Genomic DNA, 21,618 nt, shown 5'->3' on the forward strand with positions numbered 1-21,618 from the left:
GTTCGTCCGGCAGTCCCGGTTGCGAGCCGCTACCATGCAGGCCATGGAAATCGCCCTGCGCCAGATTGTTGATCGTGTCCAAGCCTCCGTCGCCGCGCAAACTCCCCTGCGCATCCGTGGCGGGGGCACCAAGGACTTTCATGGCCTGGCCCTGCGCGGTGAGCTGCTCGACACCCGCGTGCTCACCGGCATCGTGAGTTACGAGCCCAGCGAGCTGGTGGTCACGGCGCGTGCCGGCACGCCGCTGGCCGAGCTGGAAGCCGTGCTGGCCGAACAAGGCCAGTGCCTGCCTTTTGAGCCGCCCCATTTCGGCGCTGGCGCCACGGTGGGTGGCATGGTGGCCGCCGGCCTGAGCGGCCCTGCCCGCGCCAGCGTGGGTGCGGTGCGCGACTACCTGCTGGGCGTGGTGCTGCTCAACGGCCGCGCCGAGCTGCTCACGTTTGGCGGCCAGGTCATGAAGAATGTGGCGGGCTACGATGTCTCGCGCCTCATGGCGGGCGCCTGGGGCACGCTGGGTCTGCTTACCGAGGTCAGTCTCAAGGTGCTGCCCGTGGCGCCCGCCGAGGCCACGCTGCGCTTTGAATGCCACCAGGCCGACGCCCTGCGCCGGCTGCACGCCTGGGGCGGCCAGCCCCTGCCGCTCAACGCCAGCTGCTGGGTGGAAGACGCGGGCGTGGACCAGCTTTATGTGCGACTGCGCGGCGCCGTGGCGGCGGTCGATGCGGCCTGCCGCAGCATGGGCGGCACGCGGCTCGACAACGCCACCGTGGCGCCCGACTGGCGGGCCTGCCGGGACCAGACCTTGCCCTGGTTCGCCGCCCGCCGCGCCCGGCCCGGGCAGGCGCTGTGGCGCCTGTCACTGCCCGCCACCGCGCCGGTGCTGGCACTGCCCGCGGGTGTATCGCCGCTGATCGAATGGCATGGCGCCCTGCGCTGGGTGCAGGCGCCGCTGGAGCAGGGCGATGCGCTGCGCGAGGCGGCCCGGGCGGCGGGTGGAGGTGCTACTTTATTCATAGCTGATGGCGCTTGTGGGGTAAGCGCTACAGGCCAGTTCGACTTGAAATCTCCGGCCGTGGCGCAGATCCATGCGCGCCTCAAGCACGCCTTTGATCCGGCCGGCATCTTCAATCCTGGCCGCCTGGCGCCGCAGTGGTGAGGGGCGGGCACATGGCTGCCACCGCCGAATGGCACCGCAAGCCGCGCCTTGACGGCGGCGCAAGCTGACCATGCGGCGCCTGCGGCACCTCACCGGCCACCACCGCACCGGCACCAGCAACCGCGTGCTGGGCCTGCTGTTGGCCTTCAATGCCGGGGCGGTGAATGCGGGCGGTTTTCTGGTGGTGCACCTGTACACCTCGCACATGACCGGATTCCTGTCCATGCTGGCCGACAACCTGGTGCTGGGCAATATGGTGCTGGTGCTCAGCGCCCTGGGTGCCCTGCTGGCCTTCATCAGCGGGGCGGCCACCACGGCGGTGATGGTGAACTGGGCGCTGCAGCGCAAACTGCACAGCAGCTATGCGTTGCCGCTGGTGCTGGAGGCGTTGCTCATGCTGGTGTTCGGGCTGGTGGGCACCATCACGCTCGACTGGCGCACTCCGTTTGCGGTGCCCACGACGGTGCTGCTGCTGTCCTTCATCATGGGGTTGCAGAACGCCACCGTGACCAAGATGTCGTCGTCCCAGATCCGCACCACGCACATGACGGGCGTGGTGACCGACCTGGGCATCGAGCTGGGCAAAATGCTGTATTGGAACCGCACCGGCATCGCGGTGGAGAATCAGGTGCGCGCCAACCAGTCCCGGCTGCGGCTATTTGCTGGCCTGGTGGCAATGTTTCTTGTCGGCGGCATTGCCGGGGCGGCCGGCTTCAAGCATGTGGGTTTTGTGTTTGTGGTGCCGCTGGCGCTGGTCCTGCTGGCCCTGTCACTGTCCCCGCTGTGGGCCGATCGCTCGCGCCTGCGCCATCCCTTGCGCAAAGCCGTGCCCGCCCAGCTGCCGCCCGCCCCCTGAATTTTTCTTCTTGTTGACCCGTCCAGGCTGCACCCCATGCAAACCCAACTCGCCCCTGAATACCGCGCCCGCCCTGACGGCCTGGAGGCCGAATCCATCCTGCGCAAGTGCGTGCACTGCGGCTTTTGCACCGCCACCTGCCCCACCTACCAGCTGCTGGGCGACGAGCTCGATGGCCCGCGCGGCCGCATTTACCTCATCAAGCAGGTGCTCGAAGGAGAGGCGCCCACGCGCAAGACCCAGATGCACCTGGACCGGTGCCTGACCTGCCGCAACTGCGAAAGCACCTGCCCCAGCGGCGTGCAATATGGCCACCTGGTGGACATCGGCCGCAAGATCGTCGATGAAAAGGTGCCCCGCCCCCTGGGCGAAAAGGCCCTGCGCTGGGCGCTGAAGGAAGGCCTGCCATCGCCCCTGTTTGCCCCGGCCATGAAGGTGGGCCAGGCAGTGCGCGGCCTGCTGCCCAAAACCCTCCAGGCCAAGGTGCCTGCGCCGCAGTCGGCCGGTGCCTGGCCCACCCGCCAACATGCGCGCAAGGTGCTCATGCTGGCCGGTTGCGTGCAGCCGGCCATGATGCCCAACATCAACGCCGCCACCGCCCGCGTGCTCGATGCTGCGGGCATCCAGGCCGTGATCGCGCCCCAGGCCGGGTGCTGTGGCGCCGTCAAGTTCCACCTCAACGACCAGGAAGGCGGCAAGGCCCAGATGCGCGCCAACATCGACGCCTGGTGGCCGTTGGTGCAGGCGGGCGGGGTGGAATCCATCGTCATGAATGCCTCGGGCTGCGGCGTCACCGTCAAGGAATACGGCCATATCCTGAAGGACGACCCGCACTACGCCGCCAAGGCCGCGCGCATCAGCGCCCTCACGCGCGACCTGTCGGAGCTGCTGCCCGCCTTGCTGCCCGAGCTGGCGCAGAAACTGGCGGGCCGGGTGCAGCGCCCTGGGCTGCTGTTCGCCTACCACCCGCCCTGCACGCTGCAGCACGGGCAGCAACTGCGCGGCGGCGTCGAGACGCACCTGGCGCAACTGGGGTTCAAGCTGCGCGTGGCACGCAATGAATCGCACCTGTGCTGCGGCTCTGCGGGCACGTATTCGGTGCTGAACCCTGACCTGTCGTACCAGCTGCGCGACCGCAAACTGGATGGGCTGAAAGAAGCCTTTGGCGAGCAGCCACCGGACGTCATCCTGTCGGCGAACATCGGCTGCATCACCCACCTGCAAAGTGGCACCGGCACGCCGGTGCGGCACTGGGTGGAAGTGCTGGACGAGGCGCTTGGCGCGGCTTGAACGCAAGCGCCCGCAGCGCCGGCGTCAGGCGCGCAGTAGCGCGATCACTTCCTCGTCGTCCACCTGCGGAAAGTGGCGGTAAAACTGGCCCACCGCCTGAAAATTTTCTGGCGCCTGCAGGCACACCACCTCGTCGGCCATGGGCCGGATTTTTTCCAGAGCGTCGGGTGATGCCACCGGAATAGCGCAGACCAGCTTGCCGGGTTGGCGCTGGCGCAGGCTGTGCAGCGCGGAAATCATGGTGGCCCCCGTGGCCAGGCCATCGTCCACCACGATGACGACGCGCCCGTGCGGGTCGATCGGTGCGCGGATGGGCGTGTATTGCACCCGGCGCGCGTGGATCGTGGCCAGCTGTTTTTGCTTTTCGGCGGCGATGTAATTCGGGTCGGCGCCCACCGCAGCCGCGTAGGGCGCGAGGTAGGTCCAGCCGCTTTCTGCCACCGAACCGATGGCCACTTCCGGCTCGAAGGGCGCGCGCAACTTGCGCACCAGCACCACGTCGAAATCGCCGCCCAGCTGTCGCGCAACGATTTTGCCGATGGGCACGGCGCCGCGCGGAATGGCCAACACCAGGGGCTGCTGCGCGCCGTAGGCCTTCAGGCGGTCGGCCAGCTGGTGGGCAGCGTCAACGCGGTCTTGGAACATGGTGTCACCTTGGGCGGGTTCAGCGCTGCCGATCAGGTTTTGCGCGCGCAACGGCCCACTTTATGGAGCGTTGCTCTGGGCGTCAATCCCGGGGATGGCTTCGGTAGAGCATGTCAGCACCCCCGCGACAAACAGCCAGCCCACTGCAACATTCCTGTTCCCGAGCGGTGGTTCTGGTGCGCCGTGTGGGGGCCGTTTTGCCAAGGCTGGCATGATCGAGGGTTTTGTTGCCCTTCCACCCGCTACGCCATGACCGACAACGTGCCAGAACAAGAACCTACCGCGGCGCCCGCCGCCAGCGCCCCGCAGGCCATGCAGCAGCCCGAGACTGGCGACAGCGCTCCGGCAGCCACGGATCCTGCCACCGCGATCGCGACCACTGCGGATTCCCCGCGCGGCGATCGCCCGCCCCGTGGTGGGCGCGGTGGCCGCAACAACGGCCGTGGCCGCGATCGCGCCCATGCCGAGGGCCAGGCCCCGGCAGGCCAGCCGGCACCGTCGCGCACGCCCCTGCGCACCCACCCGGCACTGGAGCAGTTGGCGGGCCTTTATCCCCATCTGTTTGGCGCGGTGTTTTTGCCACTCAAGCGCGGCATCTTTCAGGACCTGCTGGAAGCCCACCCCGAGCTGTTTGAACGCGATGCGCTCAAGGTGGCGCTGGGCATCCACACCCGTTCCACCCGCTACCTGCAAAGCGTGGCCGCGGGCGAAAAGCGCCACGACCTGGCGGGCCAGCCCGTTGAAGACATGGCGCCCGAGCATGTGCACCATGCGCTGCTGGAGGTGTTTCGCCGCCGCAAGGCCCGGGCGGGCGAAGACATGTTGCCCAAGCTGCGTAAGCGCATGGTCCAGGCCTTCGAGGCCTCGGGCCTCACGCGCGAGGCCTACACCGATCTGGTCACCGGCCGCGACGAAGCGGCCAATGCCATCCTGCAAGAAGCCTTTGCCGAATGGGCGGCCCGCAATGCCAAGGACGAGGCCCTGCTGCGCGCCTTTGAAGCCAGCGGCCAGACGCTGGAGGCCTTTGCCGACATGTACGGCATGGACCCGCGCCAGACCGGCCAGATGCTGGAGCGCGCGCGCCGCCAGCGCCCGTCCGCCGCAACGGCCTGATTGCCGTTTTTCAGGCGGCAGGTGCGGCCAGAGCCGCCTCGATATCCGCTGCCAGCTTTTTTGGCGCATCCTGCGGCGCATAGCGGCGAATCACGCGGCCGTCCTTGCCCACGAGGAATTTCGTGAAGTTCCACTTGATGGCCTTGCTGCCCAGCAGGCCAGGGGCCTCGGCGGTAAGCCACTGGTACAGGGGCGCGGCGTTGGCGCCGTTCACGTCGATCTTGGCCATCATCGGAAAGCCCACGCCGTAGTTGCGCTGGCAGAAACTGGCGATCTCGTCGTTGCTGCCCGGGTCCTGGTGGCCGAACTGGTTGCACGGAAACCCCAGCACCACCAGCCCCTTGTCGCCGTACTGCTTGTGCAGTTCTTCCAGCCCGCCGAACTGCGGGGTGAAGCCGCAGGCGCTGGCTGTGTTGACGATCAGCAATACCTTGCCCTCAAACTGCCGCAGTGGCACGGCGGGCCCGCTCATGGGCTGGGCTTCGAAGTCGTAGAGGCTGGACATGGGCAACTCCTTGGGGACGAACCAAATCGAAACGCCCATGGTAGCGACTGGCGTCGGGCGTTGCCCGGTGTGTCAGGCGCTCGCGCCGGTGCGTTGCCGGGATGGCAAGGCCGCCAGCAGTGCCGCCAGCATGATCAGTGCCCCGCCCAGCAGGGTGCGAGGTGCCAGTGAGACGGCGGTGAGCAGGGCCGACGATACGCTGGCAAACACCACCTCGGACAGCATCACCAGGGCCGTGGTGCCTGCGGCCAGCCGCGCGGCACCATATTGCAGTGCGTAGTTGCCCAGCAAAAAGGCCAGCGCCAGCGCCAAGGCCAGCGGGACCCAGGCCATTGCCAAGGCGGGCAGGGCGGGCACGGCCCCCGCCGCCAGCCCCAGCGCCGCACTGAGGCCCGCCAGCAGGACGCCGCCGGCAAACATGGCCAGCATGCGCGCCTCGCCGGGCACCGCATGCAAGCGCCGCAGCGTGACGTTGGTGAGGGCAAAACAGAAACCGCCCGCCAGGGCCAGCAGGTCGGCGCCCGAGAGGTGGGACGCCAGCCGGGCCCACGCGGCATCGGCGGGCACCAGCACCAGTGCCACACCCGCAAAGGCCAGCAGCAGCCGCACCAGCGCCATGCCGGTGGGGCGGTCGCCCAGCACCTTCCAGGCCAGCAGCACCGACCAGGCGGGCATGAGATAGAACAGCAGCACCACGCGCACCACGTCGCCCACCGTCACGGCCCAGTTGAAGGCCACGTTGGTCAGGCCCGAGCTCAGCGCCAGCAGCCACAGGGCGGGGTGTTGCAGCGCGCTGCGCAGCGCCTGCGGCCGGGCCAGCAGCAGGCAGGCCAGCGCCAGCGCATACATCAGCGCCGTGGCCCACAGCGGGTGCAGCCCGGCCGCGTGCAGCTGCCGGAACGGCCACCACGAAACGCCCCAGACAAAGGCGTTGAGCAGCAGGGCCAGTATGGGGAGTAGATTAGGCATCAAATCGGCATCTAGCGCTTATGCAGTAAGCGCTAGCAGCTATTAAATTAATAGCTTCAGTGGTGCGTATCCTGCCGCGCGATGTGCAGCAGGTGGGTCAATTCCTCGCTGTGGTTGCGGCAGTTGCTGGCATGCCAGCGCTGGATGATCCACATGATGCCGGCCACCACCACACCAAACACGGTGATGGCGCCGAAGACCGACAACCCCAGCTTGAGCGACAGGCTGTAGAACGCGCCCAGGCCCAGGATGCAGGCCTGCTCGTTGAAGTTCTGCACGGCAATCGACCGCCCAGCGCCCATGAGGTTGTGGCCCCGGTGCTGCAGCAGGGCGTTCATGGGCACCACCAGAAAGCCGCCCAGCCCGCCCAAAAGGATCAGGAACGGAATGGCCAGCCAGATGTTGCTGATGAACACCATCAGGATCAGCAGCAGCCCCATCGCGATGCCCAGTGGAATCACGCGGGTGGCCATGTCCAGGCGCATGCGCATCGATGCCGCCACGGCGCCCACGGCGGTGCCGATGGCCACCACGCCGGTCAGGGCCGACGCCTGCGTGGTGTCGTAGCCCAGGGCCACGCCGGCCCAGGCCAGCACGATGAACTTGAGGTTGCCCCCCGCGCCCCAGAACAGGGTGGTGGTCGAGAGGGAAATCTGCCCCAGCTTGTCGCGCCACAGGCGGCTGTTGCAGGCCCAGAAGTCGGGCAGCAGGGCCAGCGTGCTGGCCAGAATGCTGCGTTGCGGGTGCTGGCGCAGCGGACGCATCTCCACGCCCGTGTGGGGGATGCGCGTGTTGAACCAGGCGGCCAGCGCATACACCACGATGAGCGCGGCGATGGCCGATTCGGCGGCGGTGTCGACGCCCGTATCGATCATGGGAAGGTTGATGGACAGCAGCGCCGCCGACAGATGCTGCCCCACCAGCTGCCCGCCCAGCAGCACCCCGAGGATGATGGAGGCAATGGTCAGCCCCTCGATCCAGCCGTTGGCCTTGACCAGCTGCGAGGCCGGCAGCAGCTCGGTGAGGATGCCGTACTTGGCCGGCGAATAGGCCGCCGCGCCCAGCCCCACCACGGCGTAGGCAATCAGGGGGTGCGAGCCGAACAGCATCATCAGGCAGCCCACGATCTTGATCGCATTGCTGACAAACATCACCCGGCCTTTGGGCAAGGCATCGGCAAACGCGCCCACGAAGGGCGCCAGTACCACATAGAACAGGGCAAACATGGGCACCAGTGCCGCGCGCTGCCATTCGGGGGCACCGCCGGTGCGCAGCAATTCCACGGCCGCCACGAAGAGTGCGTTGTCGGCAAGCGAGCTGAAAAACTGCGCCGACATGATGGTGTAGAAACCGCGCTTCATCGAATGGCTGGAGGGGGCATCAGTGAGGCTGATGCCCGATTGGATTGGGAGGCCGCGTACAAGTGACTGGCGGTTATATCACGCGTTCAGAGCCTGTTTGCGAACCCTTGCGAGATCGCAAACAGGCTCTTGCGGGCGTGCAATGCCACAATTCCACGCTCGTTTCTCCCACCATTGCCATGCCGCGCCCGATCCACGCCACCATCCATACCGCTGCCCTGCAACACAACCTGGAGCGCGTGCGCCAGGCCGTGCCCGACGCCAAAACCTGGGCCGTGGTCAAGGCCAATGCCTATGGGCACGGCATTGAGCGGGTCTTTGAGGGCCTGCGCGCCGCCGATGGCTTTGCCTTGCTCGACCTGGCCGAGGCTGAGCGCGTGCGCCAGCTGGGCTGGCGCGGCCCCATCCTGCTGCTGGAAGGGGTGTTCGAGCCGCGCGACCTGGAGCTGTGCTCGCGCCTCTCGCTGTGGCATGCCGTGCACTGCGACGAGCAGATCGACATGCTGGCCGCCCACAAGACGCAGGTGCCGCACCGCGTGTTCCTCAAGCTGAACTCGGGCATGAACCGCCTGGGCTTCACGCCGCAGCGCTACCGCAGCGCCTGGGCGCGCCTGAACGCGTTGCCGCAGGTGGATGAAATTTCGTTCATGACCCATTTCAGCGATGCCGATGGCCCGCGCGGCGTTGCGCACCAGATGGCGGCCTTCAACGCCGCCACGCAAGACCTGCCCGGCGAACGCAGCCTGTCCAACAGCGCCGCCACGCTGCGCTTTGCCAGCGACGCCCAGGTGCGCGGCGACTGGGTGCGTGCAGGCATCGTGCTGTACGGCAGCGCGCCCGATTTTCCGGTCCGCAGCGCCGACTACTGGGACGTGCAGCCCACCATGACGCTGGCCAGCCGCATCATCGGCACGCAGCAGCTGCAGGCGGGCGACACCGTGGGCTACGGCTCGCGCTTCACGGCCGAGGGGCCGCTCACCATTGGTGTGGCCGCCTGTGGCTATGCCGATGGCTACCCGCGCCATTGCGACACCGGCACGCCCGTGCTGGTGAACGGCGTGCGCACGCGCCTGGTGGGGCGGGTGAGCATGGACATGGTGACGGTGGACTTGACCCCGGTCATCGCGGCCGGCGTGGACGCCGGTTTCGGCAGCGAAGTCACGCTGTGGGGGCGCGCCCGCAGCGGCGCCGTGCTGCCCATCGACGAGGTGGCGCAGGCCGCTGGCACCGTGGGCTATGAGCTGATGTGCGCGCTGGCGCCGCGCGTGCCGGTGGCGGTGGACGGCGGGGCCTGACCTGGAAGCCGCTGCGGGGCACCACCATTGACCATTTCCCGCGCCCAGGCGCAAGTGAAGGTGCAAGTGCAGGTGCAAGTGCAGGTGCAGTCACTGCCCGCGTCGGTGAGGTTTCTGCGGGGCTGAATACTATGTTTTTGATAGCTGCTAGCGCTTTATTGATAAGCGCTATAGCCTGATTTCATCTAAATATAGCCGGCATCTTTGATGCTTGAAACAACCGTTCAGGCGGGGCTTGATCGAATGTTCGGGGATGCGCACTCAATCGCCTCGCTGGCAATCGACCGGATCGCCCTGCTCAGCGGGCAGGGCATCGAGGTTGCCGCGCACGCGCGCCAGCAAGGCCAGCAACTGGGTCTGCGTGGCCTCGTCGCAGCCGGCAAGCACCGATGCTGACAGTGCTTGCCGTGAAGCCTGCAGCGCCTGGTACAGGGTGGCGCCTTCAGCGCTGAGGGTGAGGCAGCGGCTGCGTTTGTCCTCGGCATGGGGCAGCCGCTCCAGCCAACCCCTGTCCTGCAGCAGGCCAAGCATGCGCGCGACCTGCGCTTTGTCCGCGCCGCTGTGGCGCACCAGCTCCTTTTGCGTGGCGCCGGGGTGGCGGCCAATGAAGGAGAGCGCACGCATCTCATTGAATGTCAGCCCGGGATGCACGTCCGCCATGGCGCGCACCATGTGCGCCCGGTAGGCGTGCATCAGCTCGTGCATGGCTTCCAAGACGTCGGGGCGGGTGCGCTGGGTCATAAAAGCAAGGTAATAGGTTGACAAAGTCAACTTTATGGTGAATGATTGGTTGATTAAATCAACATTTTAACGCATGAGCACACCTCTTTCCATCGCTGCGACTGCCGCACACCTGGCCATCGAACGCATTCGCCACCCGATCCAGGCACGCCATCTTCAGGTGGTGCGCCGCATCCAGGTCAGCCCCGGTTTTGTGCGGCTCACATTGGCGGGCCCGGAACTGGCCGGCTTTGCCAGTGCGGGCTTTGACGACCACCTCAAGCTCATCCTGCCGCAGGCCGGGCAGGAGCGCCCATCGTTGCCCATCGTGCAGGATGGCCGTCCCGTGTTCTCCGGGCCCCGCCCCGTGCTGCGCGACTACACCCCGGCGCGCTTTGACGCCGCCGCGGGTGAGCTGGACATCGAAGTCGCGCTGCACGAGGCCGGTCCGGCGTCGGACTGGGCGGCTGCGGCCTTTGTCGGCCAGTGGGTAGGCATTGCGGGGCCACGCGGCAGCCTGGTAATTCCTGCCGGTTTTGACTGGCACTGGCTCATCGGCGACGAGACCGCACTGCCCGCCATCTCCCGCCGCCTGGCCGAGCTGCCTGCACATACACGGGCCACCGTGCGCATCCAGGTGCAAAACCCTGCCGACCGGCGAGCGCTGCTCAGCGCGGCGCAGCTGGACCTGCAATGGGTGCCGGCCTTGCCTGCCGCCGTGGAAGAACTGGCGCTTCCTGCCGGCGCGGGCTACATCTGGGCTGCGGGTGAACATGCCGACATGGCCGCCGTGCGCCGCGCCGTGCTGGCCAAGCCGGGGGTGGATGCCAGGCGCATGCGCATCGCCGCCTACTGGAAGCGGGGCGTGGCCGATCACCATGAGGATCTGGCCACCGCAGCTGCATGAGGTGGGCCTGTGCCGGCAGTGGCAAGGCACACTGCCGCATGACCCCTGCGGGGTGCATATCGCACAGGACGTGACGGATGGCGCCAAGGCGCGCATACTGAAAATATGCATGCCAGCCTGTCGATCCTTGCGCCGCTGTCGGTGGTGTTGTCCTGCGCCTTGGGCGCGGGTGCGGTGCGGGCGCAAGGTGGCGAAACCGACAGCAACCGCGCCGCCAGCCTGCGCCAGGAGGCCATTGCCTACGAGCATGGCGAGGGCGTGGCGCGCGACCCGCTGCGCGCCGTGGCCCTGTATTGCGCCAGCGCGCGGCTTGGCGACATGCAGGCGCAATACAACTTGGGATGGATGTATGCCCATGGGCGCGGCGTGGCGCGCGACGATGTGGCGGCCGCCTACTTCTTCCGGGCCGCCGCCGAGCAGGGGCTGGGCGTGGCCGCGCGCATGTTGCAGGTGGTCGGCGGCGCCACCGACGAGGTGCCCGAGTGCCTGCGCCCCCCACCGCCGTCGCCGCCTGCGCAGCTTGTGGCAGCCCCGCCGGGGGTCAACTACCAGTTGACCGCGCCGCGCAAGATCGTGGAGCTGGTGCTCAAGATGGCGCCGCAATACCAGGTCGAGCCGCAGCTGGCACTGGCCATCATTGCCGCCGAATCGAACTTCAACACCCAGGCGCTGTCGCCCAAGAACGCGCAGGGCCTGATGCAGCTGATTCCCGAGACGAGCGAGCGCTTCAACGTCAAGAACCCGTATGACCCGGCGCAGAACATCCGTGGGGGCCTGACCTATCTGCGCTGGCTGCTGGCCTATTTCGAGGGCGACGTGGCGCTGGTGGCCGCCGCCTACAACGCGGGCGAGGGCAAGGTCGAGCGCTACCGCGGCGTGCCGCCCTACCTGGAGACACGCGCCTACGTGCAGCGCATCCTGAAGGCCGTTGGCGCCACCGCGCACCCGTTCGACCGCACCGTGGCCCCGCCATCGCCGGCGCTTGAACGCATTCGGCTGGCACTGCGGCGCAAGTAAGGTCCGTGCGGTGCACCCGCGGGCGCACATCGTCGGTGGCATGCATGGGGCTGACCCCACAACGCATATGGATACAGCCAAAAAATGGTTCCGGCGATGCCTGCCCTCGGTCACAGTAGCGTCTTGTTTTCTGAGAGGGGCAAACCCATGCAATTCAAACCCTTGCTGCTTGCCGCAGTGCTGGCTGTCACCTTGCCCCTGGCCACGCAGGCCAAGACGTTCCACTGGGCGCGTGCTGTCGATGTGTCGTCGTGGGACGTTCACGCCCAGAACGTGGGCGTGAACAACACCTTGCACGCCGCCGTGTACGACACGTTGGTCGAATACAACAGCAAGACGTTCAAGCCTGAACCATCGCTGGCCACTGAATGGAAGCTGGTGAGCCCCACCCAGCTGCGCCTGAGCTTGCGCAAGGGCGTGAAGTTCAGCGACGGCAGCGAGTTCACCGCTGACGATGCCAAGTTTTCTCTGGAGCGTGCCAAGTCGAAAAGCTCCAACTACGCGGTCTATGCCCAGGGCATTGACCGGGTGGAAAAGGTCAACAGCCACACCATCGACATTTTTTCGGACGTGCCCAACCCGGTGCTGCTCAACCAGCTGACCGAGCTGCGCATTCTCAGCAAGGCCTGGGCCGAGAAGCACAAGTCGGTCGAGCCCAAGGACATCAAGAGCAAGGACGAAACCTTTGCCCACCGCAACGCGCTGGGCACGGGGCCATTCGTGCTCAAGCAGTGGGCGCCCGACCAGCGCGTGGTGCTCGAATCCAACCCGCACTGGTGGGGCAAGGGCAAGTTCGCCACCAACGTGACCGAAGTGGTCTTCACCCCCATCAAGTCCGACGCCACGCGCACGGCGGCGCTGCTGTCGGGCGAGATCGATTTCATCATTGACCCGAGCCTGCAGGACCTGGCGCGGGTGCGCCAGACGCAGGGCCTGAAGGTGCTGGAAGGCGCCGAATACCGCACCATTTTTCTGGGGCTGGACCAGTTCCGCGACGAACTGCCGGGCTCGGACGTCAAGGGCAAGAACCCGCTCAAGGATGTGCGGGTGCGCAAGGCGCTGTACCAGGCGATCAACATCAACGCCATCCAGCGCGTGGTGCTGCGCGGCCTGGCCCAGCCCACGGGCGCGCTGATTGCCCACCAAGTCAACGGCTGGACGCCCAAGGCCGATGTGCGCTGGCCGTTCGACGCCAAGGCGGCGCAAAAGTTGTTGGCCGATGCGGGCTATCCCAGCGGCTTCGAGGTGGACTTTGCCTGCAGCGCGGGCCGCTATATCAACGACGAGCAGCTGTGCCAGGCCATCACCTCGCAGTGGGCCAAGGTGGGCGTGAAGGCGAAGCTGCGCTCGCTGCCGTTTGCCACCTATTTCCCCATGATCCAGCGCAACGAGGCCAGCATCTATTTGCTGGGCTGGGGCGTGCCGACGTTTGATGCGTTCTATTCGCTGCAGTCGCTGATCCGCTCGCCGGGCGTGGGCGGCGACGGCAACTTCAACCTGGGCCGCTTCAGCAACCCGCAGCAGGATGCGCTGATCGAGCGCATCAAGAAGGAAACCGACCCGGTCACGCGCAACAGCCTGATCGAAAAGGCCCTGGTGCAGGACCACGAGCTCATTTCGCACATCCCGCTGTACAACCAGGTGATCCCGTGGGCCGCCACGCAAAAGGTGGACCTGCCGCACCGGGCGGACAACCGCATTGACTGGCGCGCGCTCAAGGTCAACTGACCAGGCCCACACAGCAAAAAGCCCCGGTGCTGGGCAAGCGTCGGGGCTTTTTTTATATTTGCTCGCCGGGTTGTCAGTCCAGTGCGCGTTGCACCGCCGGACGCTCCAGCATGCGCTGTGTGTGGGCAAACACTTTGGGGAACAGCGCAATGTCCACGCCATCGCTTTTCAGCCAGCCTGCGATGGTGAACAGATAGCCGTCCGCCACGGTGTACTGCTCACCCATGACCCAGGGACCCTGCTGCGCGTATGCCAGATAGTGGGTTTCAATCAGCTGGAAACAGTCGGTCATGTTTTGCGGCACCTTGCGCTGTATGGCGGCAATGGCTTCAGGCTCGTCGGCCCACCGGCTGGCGCGGGGGCGGTGGGCGTGGGCGATATGCACTGTGGACGCGAGGTAGCTGTGGAACTCCTGCATGCGCGCAAAGCCGTGGGCCTCGGCGGGTGCAAGGCGTGCTTCGGGAAAACTCTGCGCCACGTAGGCCAGCAGCGCGGGCGTTTCCGTCAACGTACCGTGGTGGGTGACGAGGGCGGGCACGCGGCCCTTGGGGTTGACGGCGAGGTATTCGGGCGTTCGCTGTTGGCCAGCGGTGAAGTTCACACGCACCAGCTGGTGCTCGGCGCCAGCCTCTTCCAAGGCGATGCGAACGGCCTGCGCGCAGGTGCCGGGGGTGTAATAAAGCGTGAGAGGGGTCATGGTTGGTGTGCTATTAATTGAGTAGCTGTTAGCGCTTTATGGATAAGCACTTGAGGCCAATTTGGTTTGAAAATTCAACTACAAAGTGCACCGAATTTCAGTGTGACGGACCGGTCTCCAAGCCGGCTTTCATGGGTGTTGGGCCTTTGTCTTCCTGGGTGTTTTGATTGATTCGATGCGGGTGATTTCGCCAGGGCATCAATAGCCCGCAGGGCGCTGGGGTGTACCACCGGCATTGGTGCGAAAGCGCGCCAGAAGATCCTGCGCGGCGCTGGCCAGCAGCATGGTGTCCACGCCCACGGCCACAAACAGCGCACCGGCGGCGAGCCATTGGCGCGCTTGTGATTCGGTGGTGGCCAGAATGCCCGGCGCCTTGCCCGCGCGCAGGATGCGCGCAATGCCGTCGTGAATGGCGGCTTGCACCTCCGGATGCCCCGGGTTGCCGGGGTGGCCCATCGAGGCCGACAGGTCGGCCGGGCCGATGAACACGCCATCCACGCCGGGCGTGGCGGCGATGGCATCGAGATTGGCCATGGCTTCCACCGTCTCGGCCTGTACCAGCAGGCAGATCTGCTGGTTGGCCTCGTGCACATACTGGGGGTAGGCCTGCCAGCGCGACGAGCGGGCCAGCGCACTGCCCATGCCGCGCACACCTTCGGGCGCATAGCGCGTGGCGCGCACCAGCTGCTGCGCCTGCTCGGCGGTGTCCACCATGGGCACCAGCAGGGTTTGCGCGCCGATGTCCAGGTATTGCTTGATCAGCGCGGTGTCGCCCACAGGCACACGGGCAATGGGGTGGGGCGCCTGTGCACCCGGCGGCAGGGCGCTGGTGGTACTGGCAATGGCCTGCAGCTGGTGCAGGATGGAGCGCAGGTCGTTGGGCGCATGTTCGCCATCGATCAGCAGCCAGTCGTAGCCGGTGCCGGCGAGGATTTCGGCGCTGTAGGCGTCGGCCATCCCGAGCCACAGGCCGATTTGGGCCTGGCCCTGGGCCATGGCCTGTTTGAAGCGGTTGGTGGGTGTCTGCAATCTGAACTCCGTGCGGCGTTGCCAAGCCCGCCATCGTACGGCGTGTCGCCAGGCCGCGTTGGCATGGTCGCTATAGTCAGCAGCCCCGTTCCAGGGGCTTCCAACGACATACGCCATGGCCAAAGACAAAACCACGTTCACCTGCACCGAGTGCGGCGGCACCAGCCCGCGATGGCTGGGCAAATGCCCATCGTGCAACGCCTGGAACACGCTGATCGAATCGGTGGCAGATGCCGGGCCCGGCAAAAACCGCTACAGCGGCGCACAGTTTGCCGGGCTGGCGCAGGCGCAGGCCGTGATGCCGCTGGCGGCCATCGAGGCGACCGACATCGCGCGCACGCCCAGTGGTATCGACGAACTGGACCGCGTGCTGGGCGGGGGTATCGTCGAAGGCGGTGTGGTGTTGATTGGTGGTGACCCGGGCATTGGCAAGTCCACGCTGCTGCTGCAGGCGCTGGACGCGCTGCAGCGCGCCGGCCTGCCCACCCTGTATGTGACCGGCGAAGAAAGCGGCGCCCAGGTGGCGCTGCGCTCGCGCCGGCTGGGGCTGGACCACAGCCAGGTGAACGTGCTGGCAGAGATCCAGCTGGAAAAAATCCTGGCCACCATCGAATCCATGCAACCGGCGGTGGCAGTGATCGACTCGATCCAGACGGTGTATTCCGACCAGCTCACGTCGGCACCCGGCTCTGTGGCCCAGGTGCGCGAGTGCGCGGCGCACCTCACACGCTGCGCCAAGGCATCGGGCGTGGCCATCGTGCTGGTGGGCCATGTGACCAAGGAGGGTGCGCTGGCCGGGCCCCGCGTGCTGGAGCACATGGTGGACACGGTGCTGTATTTCGAAGGCGATACGCACAGCCAGTTCCGCCTGGTGCGCGCCATCAAGAACCGCTTTGGTGCCGTCAACGAGATCGGCGTGTTCGCCATGACCGAGAAGGGCCTCAAGGGGGTCAGTAACCCCAGCGCCATCTTTCTGAGCCAGCACAGTGAGCCCGTGCCGGGCAGTTGTGTGATGGTCACGCTCGAAGGCACCCGGCCTTTGCTGGTCGAAATACAGGCTCTGGTGGACAGTGGCGGCCCCAGCCCGCGGCGCCTGAGTGTGGGCCTGGACAAGGATCGCCTTGCCATGCTGCTGGCTGTGCTGCACCGCCATGCGGGCGTGGCCTGCATGGACCAGGACGTGTTTGTGAATGCCGTGGGTGGCGTGCGCATCAGCGAGCCCGCCGCCGACCTGGCCGTGATGCTGGCCATCACCTCCAGCCTGCGGGGCAAGGCATTGCCGCAGGGGTTCATCGCCTTTGGCGAGGTAGGGCTGGCGGGCGAGGTGCGCCCCGCGCCCCGCGGCCAGGAGCGCCTGCGCGAGGCGGCCAAGCTGGGCTTCAGCGTGGCGGTGGTGCCCAAGGCCAATGCCCCCAAAAAACCGATCGAGGGCCTGACCATCCACGCCGTGGAGCGCGTGGAAGAGGCCATGAACGTGGTGCGCGGGATGGGCTGAGGGCCAGCGCTCAGCCTCTCAGGCATGCCTACGCACTCCCCACAGGGTTGGGCGGGTGGCGCCGTAAGACAATGGGGCCATGAATTTTAGAAATATCCTGGTGCCCGTGGGGCTGGTGATTGTTGTGGTGATGGGCTTTCGGTCCTATGGCTGGATGGGCGTGGCGGCCGTCGGCGGGGGCGTCCTCATGTGGGCCCTGCTGCATTTCACCCGCCTTATGAATGTGCTGCGCAAGGCGGCCGATCGCCCGATCGGCCATGTGGGCAGCGCCGTCATGCTCAATGCCAAACTGCAGGCGGGGGTGAGCCTGATGCATGTGGTCGCCATGACCCGCTCGTTGGGGGCGCTGCAGTCGCCCGAAAACGAACAGCCCGAGGTCTACCGCTGGACCGATGGCACCCAATCGCATGTGACCTGCGTGTTCCAGAATGGCAAGCTGGTGAAGTGGGCGCTGGAGCGTCCGGTGGAACCCGCCGATGCCCAAGGCGGCGATGCAGGGTCGGCGGCGCCGTAAAATCCGTGGTTTTGCGACACCTCCAGCAACCCAAAGGACACCCATGAGCCCCGTAGTTCCCTCGATGGCCGATCGTGACGGCAAGATCTGGATGGACGGCCAGATGGTCGACTGGCGCGATGCCAAGATCCATGTGCTGACCCACACCCTGCATTACGGTTGCGGCGCCTTCGAAGGCGTGCGCGCCTACAACACCGTGGGCGGCACGGCCATCTTCCGTCTGCAGGACCACACCGAGCGCCTGTTTAACAGCGCCAAGATCCTGCGCATGAAGATCCCTTTCACCCAGGAGCAGGTGAACGAGGCGCAGTGCGCGGTGATGCGCGAGAACCGGCTGGAATCGGGCTACCTGCGCCCCCTGACCTGGATCGGCGACAAGAAGCTGGGCGTGTCGCCCAAGGGCAACGACATACACCTGATGGTGGCGGCCTGGGCCTGGGGCGCCTATCTGGGCGAAGACGGCATGGCCCGCGGCATCCGCGTCAAAACCAGCAGCTACACGCGCCACCACGTCAACATCACCATGAGCCAGGCCAAGGCGGTGAGCAACTACACCAATTCCATTCTGGCCAATACCGAAGCCACCGACGATGGCTACGACGAGGCGCTGCTGCTCGATGCCGCCGGCTTTGTCTCTGAGGGCTCGGGCGAGAACGTGTTCATCGTCAAGAACGGTGTGGTTTACACGCCCGACCTGTCGGCCGGTGCCCTCAACGGCATCACGCGCAACACCGTGTTCCATATCTGCAAGGACCTGGGCCTGGAAGTGGTGCAAAAGCGCATCACGCGCGACGAGGTGTACATCGCCGACGAAGCTTTCTTCACCGGCACGGCCGCCGAAGTCACGCCCATTCGCGAACTGGACCGCATCGAGCTGGGCAAGGGTGACTATGTGGGCCGCCGGGGTCCCATTACCGAAAAAATCCAGAGCGCTTTCTTTGACATCGTCAACGGCCGCAATCCCCAATACGCCCACTGGCTCACCAAGGTCTGACCATGTCGCAAGCCGTTATTGAACTTCTGGCCAAAGACCTGAACGCCCAGGGCGGCGTGTTCTGCCCCAATCCCAAAGCAGACATGAAGCTCTGGAACAGCCATCCCAAGGTCTATCTCGACGTGGCCCATACCGGGGAAGCCAAGTGCCCTTATTGCGGCACGGTGTACCGGTTGAAGGCGGGCGAGGTCGCTCACGGCGGTCATTGATTGATGGCTGTTGCAGCAGGACGTGGATCTGCACCACCCACATTGACCGTTGCGGTACTGTCTCACAACGAGGCACATCGCATTGAAGCCTGCTTGCGCAGTGCCGCTTTTGCCGATCAGCTGCTGGTGGTGGACAGTGGCAGCACGGATGACACAGTGGCCATTGCGCGCAGCCTGGGCGCAGAAGTGCACAGCTACCCCGACTGGCAAGGGTTTGCCGTGCAGCGCAACCGGCTGTTGGCCAATTCGCGTGGCGATTATGTGTTCTTTCTGGATGCCGACGAGGTAATGACGCCCGCGTTTGCACAGGAGTTGCAAGCCATCGTGCGCTCCGGCGAACAGGCGGTGTGGACGATTCGCTGGCGCATGGTCGCCTACGGGCACGAACTCAGGTATTTCCGCTCGCAATCACAGATCGAGCGCCTGTTTGTGCGGGCACTTGTCAAGGAATACACCGGCGTGGTGCACGAGCAAGCGCAGCTGCATGCCTTGCCCGGCGGCGGGGCGGTGCCGCGCCGTCTGATCAAGGCACGGCTGCTGCACTACTCTCGCACCACAGTGCGGGGAAGCCTGGAAAAGCTCACCCAGTACGTCATGCTGGGGGCCGCCAAACGCGCCGAAAAAGGCCAGCGGGGCGGCGTGCTGCGGGGCCTGGCATCGGGGCTTTCCATGTTCCTGCGTCTGTATGTGTTCCGCCTGGGGTTCTTGTGTGGTGGGCCCGGGTTTCTGTACTGCCTGTTCGTGGCGCTGGAGGGCTTTTTCCGTTACGCGGCCCTGCACTACGACCGTGACAGCCTGACAGACAAGGTGATTCGCTGATGACCGCACAGCGCTGGTATGGGCGTTGCGCGAGCATTGGCGCTTTCATGGTGCCCGGGTTGGCGCTCTGGTTGCCGTCGGGCTACTCCTACGGTGCAGTCTTGTTGCTGCTTGCGGCGCTGGCCAGTGCCCCGATGTGGTGGCGCAACCCTGTGCCGCGCGCCGCCTGGTGGCTCACGGCTGCCTTTGTGGCCATGGCTGGGCTGTGGACGCTGGATGTGGGCACCGCCTGGGGCATGGGCAGCATGGAGCGCCCGACGAAGTACCTGCTGGCATTGCCCTGCATGTTCTACCTGTTGACGTTTGCGCCCCGTGTCTCTTGGTTGTGGGCGGGCATTGCCGTGGGCGCCGTGGGCGCCGGGCTGATAGGTTTCTACCAGGTGGGCATGCGGGGCCTGGAGCGTGCCAACGGCTATACCAACGCGATCCAGTATGGTGATCTGAGCATGCTGCTGGGGTTGATGAGTGGTGTTGTGCTCGTGGTGCAATGGCGGCGATGGAACGCCTGGCAACGCGGGTTGCTAGCCGTTGCCGTGGCGCTGGGAATGGTGGGCTGCGTGCTCTCCCAGTCCCGTGGAGGCTGGCTTGCGCTGGCGCTGCTGTTGCCAGTATGCGTGTGGCTTCTGGTGCGAACGACCGGTCAGAGGAGCCTGTACTGGGGGCTGACTGCGCTGGCGTTTGCGGCAGCTGCGCTGTCGCAGGTGCCAGCTATTGAGCGCAGGCTGGACGAAGCGCGTCAGGAGGTGCAAACCTACCAGGAACGCGGTGACGGCAGCAGTTCGGTGGGGCAACGGCTCGCGCACTGGCGCCTGGCATGGGAGATGGGCAGGGACCGGCCACTCATTGGTTGGGGGCGGGCCGGCTATATAGAGGAGAAGGCGAGGCGCGTGGCGGCGGGGCAGGCCTACCCCAGTGTTCTGGAATATGGGCATGCGCACAATGAAGTTCTGGACCTGTTTGCCAAGCGGGGTCTGATGGGTGTGCTGCTGTTGATGGCTTTCTACGGTATACCGCTGGCGATTTTCTGGCCCACGGCTGCGCGGATTCGGGATGGCTCAGGCAAGGTGGACAATGAGTCGCTCGCACTGAGCCTGGTTGGTGTGTTGATGCCGCTGTCGTACATCGGTTTTGGCCTCACGCAGGTATTTCTGGCCCACAACAGTGGCAACATGTTCTATCTCTTCATGTGCCCGCTGGTGCTGACCGCCCTGCATGGGCGACGTGCGCGCAGGGGTTGCCTCAGTACGGTCTGACCAGGGCTTTACCGATGAACATCCTGCTGGTCAACAACTCCTCTATTCCCGTCTATGGCTACGGTGGCACCGAGCGCGTGATCTGGGACCTGGGCAAGACGCTGGTGCAGCAAGGCCACCGCGTGAGTTACCTGGTTCCTGAAGGCTCTCGCTGTGACTTCGGCCAGGTGTTTCCCATCCGACCCGGGGAGCCTTGGGAGGGCCAGATACCGGCCGACGTAGACATCACGCATTTTCAGTTCAATCCGTGCAGCGAAATCGGTCGCCCCTACCTGGTGACCGAGCACGGCAACGCGCGCAAACTCAAGCCGTTGCCGCGCAACACGGTATTCCTCTCGCGCGACCATGCGTCGCGCTATGGCTCCACCGAGTTCGTCTACAACGGCCTGGCCTGGGACAGCTATGGCCCGGTGGACTTTGACCGCCCGCGCCCGCACTATCACTTTCTGGGCAAGGCGGCCTGGGGTGTGAAGAACGTGCGCGGTGCCGTTCGCGTGGCCAAGCTGGCGGGCGTGGAGCTCGATGTGCTGGGCGGCAACCGCATCAACTTCAAGCGTGGATTTCGTTGGACGCTGTCGCGCAAGATCCACTTCCACGGCATGGTGGGCGGCACGCAAAAGACGGGCCTGCTCAACGCATCGCGCGGGCTGATCTTTCCGGTGCGCTGGCATGAGCCGTTTGGTCTGGCCATCATCGAAAGCCTGTACTTTGGCTGCCCCGTCTTTGCCACACCGTACGGCGCTTTGCCTGAACTGGTGCCGGTGCACTGTGGTGTGCTGTCTGCGCAGGCCTCGGTGCTGGCCGAAGCAGTTCGCAACAATCACTTCGATCCTCGCGCATGCCATGCGCATGTGGTGGAACACTTTGGTGTGCAACGCATGGCGCGCAACTACCTGCGCGTGTACGAACGTGTGCTGGCCGGCGAAACACTGAATGCACATCCGCCCGTGATTCAGGGGCCCGCACGCGAGCTGCCCTGGGCGAACTGATGCGCCTTGTGTGACGGCAGTCATCGAAAATTCTGCCCCAAGAAGCCGCTTCCGCGT

At 65.9% G+C, this 21,618-nt stretch carries 22 protein-coding genes; 15 read left to right on the plus strand and 7 right to left on the minus strand.

Annotated features, from left to right (window positions below; translation table 11 throughout):
- Positions 1-34: 34 nt before the first annotated feature.
- The 3 genes from glcE (at position 35) to glcF (ending at position 3,302) form a co-directional block, all read left to right on the plus strand.
- Entirely contained in the window at positions 35-1,156 is a 1,122-nt protein-coding gene (gene glcE / locus CCX87_RS00695) for a glycolate oxidase subunit GlcE (RefSeq protein WP_198314740.1), read from the plus strand.
- Between the two features lie 70 nt (positions 1,157-1,226).
- Positions 1,227-2,012 (plus strand): YoaK family protein, encoded by a 786-nt coding sequence (locus CCX87_RS00700; RefSeq protein WP_087742995.1) that lies wholly within the window; start codon positions 1,227-1,229, stop codon positions 2,010-2,012.
- A gap of 36 nt (positions 2,013-2,048) precedes the next feature.
- Complete coding sequence (gene glcF, locus CCX87_RS00705) at positions 2,049-3,302, plus strand: glycolate oxidase subunit GlcF (protein ID WP_087742996.1); 1,254 nt, start codon at positions 2,049-2,051, stop codon at positions 3,300-3,302.
- Between the two features lie 24 nt (positions 3,303-3,326).
- Here the strand turns inward: glcF and CCX87_RS00710 are convergent, their stop codons facing one another.
- Positions 3,327-3,947: a phosphoribosyltransferase gene (locus CCX87_RS00710; RefSeq protein WP_087748101.1), complete on the minus strand. Its 621-nt coding sequence runs from the start codon at positions 3,945-3,947 to the stop codon at positions 3,327-3,329.
- Positions 3,948-4,196: 249 nt separating this feature from the next.
- Here CCX87_RS00710 and CCX87_RS00715 point away from each other — a divergent pair, with 249 nt between their 5' ends.
- The gene (locus tag CCX87_RS00715) at positions 4,197-5,060 is read left to right on the plus strand and encodes a ProQ/FINO family protein (RefSeq protein WP_087742997.1); all 864 of its coding nucleotides are present in this window, start codon (positions 4,197-4,199) and stop codon (positions 5,058-5,060) included.
- A gap of 10 nt (positions 5,061-5,070) precedes the next feature.
- Here CCX87_RS00715 and CCX87_RS00720 read toward each other — a convergent pair whose 3' ends face one another.
- The 3 genes from CCX87_RS00720 to lplT all read right to left on the minus strand — a co-directional run bounded on the left by CCX87_RS00720 (position 5,071) and on the right by lplT (position 7,895).
- Entirely contained in the window at positions 5,071-5,565 is a 495-nt protein-coding gene (locus CCX87_RS00720; RefSeq protein ID WP_087742998.1) for a glutathione peroxidase, read from the minus strand.
- A 72-nt stretch (positions 5,566-5,637) separates the two neighbouring features.
- Positions 5,638-6,534 (minus strand): DMT family transporter, encoded by an 897-nt coding sequence (locus tag CCX87_RS00725; RefSeq protein WP_087742999.1) that lies wholly within the window; start codon positions 6,532-6,534, stop codon positions 5,638-5,640.
- Between the two features lie 56 nt (positions 6,535-6,590).
- On the minus strand, positions 6,591-7,895 hold the full coding sequence (gene lplT / locus CCX87_RS00730) for a lysophospholipid transporter LplT (protein WP_087743000.1): 1,305 nt from the start codon (positions 7,893-7,895) through the stop codon (positions 6,591-6,593).
- 179 nt (positions 7,896-8,074) lie between these two features.
- On the opposite strand from lplT, the gene alr reads away from it, so the two are divergent.
- The gene (alr, locus tag CCX87_RS00735) at positions 8,075-9,190 is read left to right on the plus strand and encodes an alanine racemase (protein WP_087743001.1); all 1,116 of its coding nucleotides are present in this window, start codon (positions 8,075-8,077) and stop codon (positions 9,188-9,190) included.
- Positions 9,191-9,451: 261 nt separating this feature from the next.
- Here the strand turns inward: alr and CCX87_RS00740 are convergent, their stop codons facing one another.
- A complete protein-coding gene (locus tag CCX87_RS00740) occupies positions 9,452-9,931 on the minus strand; it encodes a MarR family winged helix-turn-helix transcriptional regulator (RefSeq protein WP_087743002.1) in 480 nt (159 codons plus the stop codon).
- A 73-nt stretch (positions 9,932-10,004) separates the two neighbouring features.
- Between CCX87_RS00740 and CCX87_RS00745 the strand changes: the two genes are divergently transcribed.
- The 3 genes from CCX87_RS00745 (at position 10,005) to CCX87_RS00755 (ending at position 13,562) form a co-directional block, all read left to right on the plus strand.
- Positions 10,005-10,817 carry a siderophore-interacting protein gene (locus CCX87_RS00745; RefSeq protein ID WP_087743004.1) on the plus strand — a complete coding sequence of 271 codons (813 nt, stop codon included), beginning with the start codon at positions 10,005-10,007 and terminating at the stop codon, positions 10,815-10,817.
- A gap of 105 nt (positions 10,818-10,922) precedes the next feature.
- Positions 10,923-11,834 carry a lytic transglycosylase domain-containing protein gene (locus CCX87_RS00750; protein ID WP_087743006.1) on the plus strand — a complete coding sequence of 304 codons (912 nt, stop codon included), beginning with the start codon at positions 10,923-10,925 and terminating at the stop codon, positions 11,832-11,834.
- A 147-nt stretch (positions 11,835-11,981) separates the two neighbouring features.
- On the plus strand, positions 11,982-13,562 hold the full coding sequence (locus CCX87_RS00755) for an ABC transporter substrate-binding protein (RefSeq protein WP_087743008.1): 1,581 nt from the start codon (positions 11,982-11,984) through the stop codon (positions 13,560-13,562).
- A gap of 73 nt (positions 13,563-13,635) precedes the next feature.
- On the opposite strand, the gene CCX87_RS00760 is transcribed toward CCX87_RS00755, so the two are convergent.
- A complete protein-coding gene (locus tag CCX87_RS00760; protein WP_087743011.1) occupies positions 13,636-14,259 on the minus strand; it encodes a glutathione S-transferase family protein in 624 nt (207 codons plus the stop codon).
- Between the two features lie 198 nt (positions 14,260-14,457).
- The gene (gene hpaI / locus CCX87_RS00765) at positions 14,458-15,288 is read right to left on the minus strand and encodes a 4-hydroxy-2-oxoheptanedioate aldolase (protein ID WP_087743014.1); all 831 of its coding nucleotides are present in this window, start codon (positions 15,286-15,288) and stop codon (positions 14,458-14,460) included.
- Positions 15,289-15,403: 115 nt separating this feature from the next.
- Here hpaI and radA point away from each other — a divergent pair, with 115 nt between their 5' ends.
- The 7 genes from radA (at position 15,404) to CCX87_RS00800 (ending at position 21,561) form a co-directional block, all read left to right on the plus strand.
- A complete protein-coding gene (radA, locus tag CCX87_RS00770; RefSeq protein WP_087743016.1) occupies positions 15,404-16,783 on the plus strand; it encodes a DNA repair protein RadA in 1,380 nt (459 codons plus the stop codon).
- 79 nt (positions 16,784-16,862) lie between these two features.
- Positions 16,863-17,297 carry a glycerate kinase gene (locus CCX87_RS00775; protein ID WP_086911002.1) on the plus strand — a complete coding sequence of 145 codons (435 nt, stop codon included), beginning with the start codon at positions 16,863-16,865 and terminating at the stop codon, positions 17,295-17,297.
- Positions 17,298-17,340: 43 nt separating this feature from the next.
- Positions 17,341-18,291 carry a branched-chain amino acid transaminase gene (locus CCX87_RS00780; RefSeq protein WP_087743017.1) on the plus strand — a complete coding sequence of 317 codons (951 nt, stop codon included), beginning with the start codon at positions 17,341-17,343 and terminating at the stop codon, positions 18,289-18,291.
- 2 nt (positions 18,292-18,293) lie between these two features.
- Positions 18,294-18,500 (plus strand): zinc-finger domain-containing protein, encoded by a 207-nt coding sequence (locus CCX87_RS00785; protein WP_087743020.1) that lies wholly within the window; start codon positions 18,294-18,296, stop codon positions 18,498-18,500.
- A gap of 3 nt (positions 18,501-18,503) precedes the next feature.
- On the plus strand, positions 18,504-19,319 hold the full coding sequence (locus CCX87_RS00790; RefSeq protein ID WP_087748102.1) for a glycosyltransferase family 2 protein: 816 nt from the start codon (positions 18,504-18,506) through the stop codon (positions 19,317-19,319).
- The gene (locus tag CCX87_RS00795) at positions 19,319-20,572 is read left to right on the plus strand and encodes an O-antigen ligase family protein (protein WP_087743022.1); all 1,254 of its coding nucleotides are present in this window, start codon (positions 19,319-19,321) and stop codon (positions 20,570-20,572) included. The genes CCX87_RS00790 and CCX87_RS00795 overlap by 1 nt, the downstream gene beginning before the upstream one ends.
- A gap of 14 nt (positions 20,573-20,586) precedes the next feature.
- Positions 20,587-21,561 (plus strand): glycosyltransferase, encoded by a 975-nt coding sequence (locus CCX87_RS00800; protein WP_087743023.1) that lies wholly within the window; start codon positions 20,587-20,589, stop codon positions 21,559-21,561.
- The last annotated feature ends 57 nt before the right edge of the window (positions 21,562-21,618 follow it).

It is taken from the genome of Acidovorax sp. T1 (assembly GCF_002176815.1).
Taxonomy (GTDB): Bacteria; Pseudomonadota; Gammaproteobacteria; order Burkholderiales; family Burkholderiaceae_C; genus Acidovorax.